Below are 3,272 nucleotides of genomic sequence, written 5' to 3' on the forward strand. Positions count from 1 at the left end.
GGCTGTTGGGCCGTTCCGACGAGTGAGACTTTAGCGGATTCCTGGCTCCCGAGCTAATCGGGGGCTGCGTCCATTCGAACGCGGATTCCTCATTCTGCAAATGCGCACGCCAATGGCACGACGACGGGTCGTCGATTGTTGGTGTTTACCTGCGGAATGGCTGTCCGGGGACCGACCGGAGTCGGCGCTCACGTCGGACAACCCGGAGAACTCTACGGACGGGCCCAGGGTGTGTCAACTCGCTGCGGGACCGGGCCCCCGCCGCGTAGCCTGGCCCCCATGACTACGCGTACGTGTCACCAGCAGTGGTGGGCCGCCTGACGGCGGCCGCGCTCACGTACGCACTCGACGGCCGCCGCCCCCCGGCGGCCGTTCTCGTATCTCCCTCCAGGGGCGGCCGGCCGGTGGCGGTGGTCCTGACCAGGAGGATGAGAGATGACGCGGGTCTTCAGCGGGATCAAGCCGACCGGACATCTGACGCTCGGGAACTACCTGGGGGCCGTTCGGCAGTGGGCCGAGGTCGATCAGCACCGGACGGACGCCTTGTTCTGTGTGGTCGACATGCACGCGCTGACCGTGGACCACGATCCGGCACGGGTCCGCAGGCTCAGTCGACAGGCAGCGACTCTGCTGCTGGCGTCCGGGCTGGATCCGGAGCTGTGCACCGTCTTCGTACAGAGTCAGGTCGACGAGCACGCGCGGCTGTCGTACGTGCTGGAGTGTGTGGCCACCGACGGTGAGATGCGGCGGATGATCCAGTACAAGGAGAAGGCCGCGCGGGAGCGGGAACGGGGTGGGAGCGTCCGGCTGTCGCTGTTGACGTATCCGGTGCTGATGGCCGCGGACATCCTGGCGTACGGGACGGACGAGGTGCCCGTCGGCGACGACCAGACGCAGCACGTGGAGCTGGCGCGGGATCTGGCGGTGCGGTTCAACCAGCGGTACGGGCAGGCGTTCGTGGTGCCGCGGGCGACGCATCCCAAGGTCGGCGCCAGGGTCATGAATCTGCAGGAGCCGACGTCGAAGATGGGGAAGACGGACGACGTGGGGCCGGGCATCGTCTATCTGCTGGACGAGCCGGATGTGGTGCGCAAGAAGATCATGCGGGCGGTGACGGACAGCGGGCGCGAGGTCGTCTACGACCGGGTGGCGCGGCCGGGGCTCGCCAATCTGCTGGAGATCCTCGCCGCCTGTGAAGGTGGGAACCCCGAGGACCTGAGCGGTGTATATGAGTCGTACGGAGCTTTGAAGAAGGACACCGCAGAGGCCGTGGTCGAGCTCCTCAGGCCCGTACAGCAGAGACACAAGGAGTTGTGCGCCGATCCTGCGTACGTGGAAGAGGTGTTGCGGTTGGGTGCGGAGAAGGCCAGAGGGATGGCACGGCCGAGGGTGGACTCGGCGTACCGGGCGATCGGGTTGCTGGCCGGTTGACCGCTGTGCCGGGGGTTGTGACGGCGGGGTCCCGCCCCCGGCGCTGCGGCTCGGGCGGCCGGCGCGGTCAGCTGTTGTTGCCGGAGGCCAGTTCGCGGCTGCGGTCGCGGGCGGCTTCCAGCGCGGCGATCAACGCGGCTCGTACGCCGTGGTTCTCGAGTTCACGGATGGCGCTGATCGTGGTGCCTGCCGGGGAGGTGACGTTCTCGCGGAGTTTGACGGGGTGTTCGCCGCTGTCGCGGAGCATCGTGGCCGCGCCGATGGCGGACTGGACGATGAGGTCGTGCGCCTTGTCGCGGGGCAGGCCGAGCAGGATGCCCGCGTCGGTCATGGCCTCGACCAAGTAGAAGAAGTACGCCGGGCCCGAGCCGGAGAGGGCGGTGCAGGCGTCCTGCTGGGACTCGGGGACGCGGAGGGTCTTGCCGACGGCACCGAAGATCTCGTCGGCGTGCGCGAGATCGGCCTCGCTCGCGTGGCTGCCGGCGGAGATGACGGACATGGCCTCGTCGACGAGGGCGGGCGTGTTCGTCATGACACGGACGACGGGGGTGCCCGCTGCCAGGCGCTCCTCGAAGAAGGAGGTGGGGATGCCTGCCGCGCCGCTGATGACCAGGCGGTCGGCGGGGGTGTGCGGGGCGAGCTCGTCGAGGAGGGCGGCCATGTCCTGGGGCTTGACCGTCAGGATCAGGGTGTCGGCCGTCTTCGCGGCCTCCGCGTTGGTGACCGGGGTGACTCCGTAGCGGGTGCGGAGTTCCTCGGCGCGCTCGGCGCGGCGGGCGGTGACCAGGAGGTCGGCGGGGGCCCAGCCGGCTCGGATCATGCCGCTGAGCAGGGCCTCGCCGATCTTTCCGGTGCCGAGGACTGCGACTTTCTGGGTCATGGTGCGGGTGCCCTCCGGGGGTGCGTCGTCCTGGGGCCATCCTCCCATCGGGGGTGCGGGTTCGGGTGACGTGTCCGGTGGGCGGGATGCGGCGCACGGGGACACGTAAGGGGTTACCTCGTGCGGCGCTTCAGGGTCGCCGCTCCCAGGGTCAGGACCAGGAGGGCGCAGCCGGCGACGATCGCGACGTCCCGGATGAAGGTGGCTGTCATGTCGGTGTGGAGGAGGACTTCGTTCATGCCGTCGACGGCGTAGGACATGGGGAGGACGTCGGAGATCGCTTCGAGGGCGGGGTGCATGTCGGCGCGGGCGGTGAACAGGCCGCAGAGAAGGAGCTGGGGGAAGATCACGGCCGGCATGAACTGGACGGCCTGGAACTCGGAGGAGGCGAAGGCCGAGACGAAGAGGCCGAGGGCGGTGCCGAGGAGTGCGTCGAGGAGGGCGACGAGGAGCAGCAGCCAGGGTGAACCGGTGACGTCCAGGTCGAGGAACCAGACGGCCAGGCCGGTGGCGAGGGCGGACTGGATGATCGCCAGGGTGCCGAAGGCGAGGGCGTAGCCGGCGATGAGGTCGCCCTTGCCGAGGGGCATGGCGAGGAGACGTTCGAGGGTGCCTGAGGTGCGCTCGCGCAGGGTGGCGATGGAGGTCACCAGGAACATGGTGATCAGCGGGAAGATGCCGAGGAGTGAGGCGCCGATGGAGTCGAAGACGCGTGGGCTGCCGTCGAAGACATAGCGCAGCAGGAACAGCATCACGCACGGGATGAGCAGCAGCAGGGCGATCGTGCGGGGGTCGTGGCCCAGCTGGCGGAGGACTCGTGCGGCCGTGGCCGTCGTACGGGAGTAGTTGAGTGCCCTCGGTCGGGGTGGGGGTGTGGCCGCGGTGGTGCGGTGTGTCTTCGGGGTGGGGGCCGTGGTGGTCATCGTGTGCTCTCCTTCTGTGGTGAGGGTGTCGCGGCGGC

The 3,272-nt window shown here is 69.0% G+C and carries 3 protein-coding genes; 1 reads left to right on the forward strand and 2 read right to left on the reverse strand.

All coding sequences use genetic code 11. The features are described from left to right. The first annotated feature begins 435 nt into the window (after window positions 1-435). Window positions 436-1,431, forward strand: a complete 996-nt coding sequence (gene trpS, locus AOK23_RS35170; protein WP_055716587.1) for a tryptophan--tRNA ligase — start codon at window positions 436-438, stop codon at window positions 1,429-1,431. A gap of 67 nt (window positions 1,432-1,498) precedes the next feature. Here trpS and proC read toward each other — a convergent pair whose 3' ends face one another. Further along, window positions 1,499-2,311 carry a pyrroline-5-carboxylate reductase gene (proC, locus tag AOK23_RS35175; protein WP_055716589.1) on the reverse strand — a complete coding sequence of 271 codons (813 nt, stop codon included), beginning with the start codon at window positions 2,309-2,311 and terminating at the stop codon, window positions 1,499-1,501. A 113-nt stretch (window positions 2,312-2,424) separates the two neighbouring features. Beyond that, window positions 2,425-3,234, reverse strand: a complete 810-nt coding sequence (locus tag AOK23_RS35180) for an ABC transporter permease (protein ID WP_055716588.1) — start codon at window positions 3,232-3,234, stop codon at window positions 2,425-2,427. Between the last annotated feature and the right edge of the window lie 38 nt (window positions 3,235-3,272).

The organism is Streptomyces torulosus (genome assembly GCF_001419765.1).
In the GTDB taxonomy this organism is placed as follows: Bacteria; Actinomycetota; Actinomycetes; order Streptomycetales; family Streptomycetaceae; genus Streptomyces; species Streptomyces torulosus.

What these genes read in the sequence shown, in the direction of transcription:
- proC (WP_055716589.1), bottom strand. Translation starts at nt 2,311, where the DNA reads ATGACCCAGAAAGTCGCAGTCCTCGGCACCGGAAAGATCGGCGAGGCC.
- AOK23_RS35180 (WP_055716588.1), bottom strand. Translation starts at nt 3,234, where the DNA reads ATGACCACCACGGCCCCCACCCCGAAGACACACCGCACCACCGCGGCC.
- trpS (WP_055716587.1), top strand. Translation starts at nt 436, where the DNA reads ATGACGCGGGTCTTCAGCGGGATCAAGCCGACCGGACATCTGACGCTC.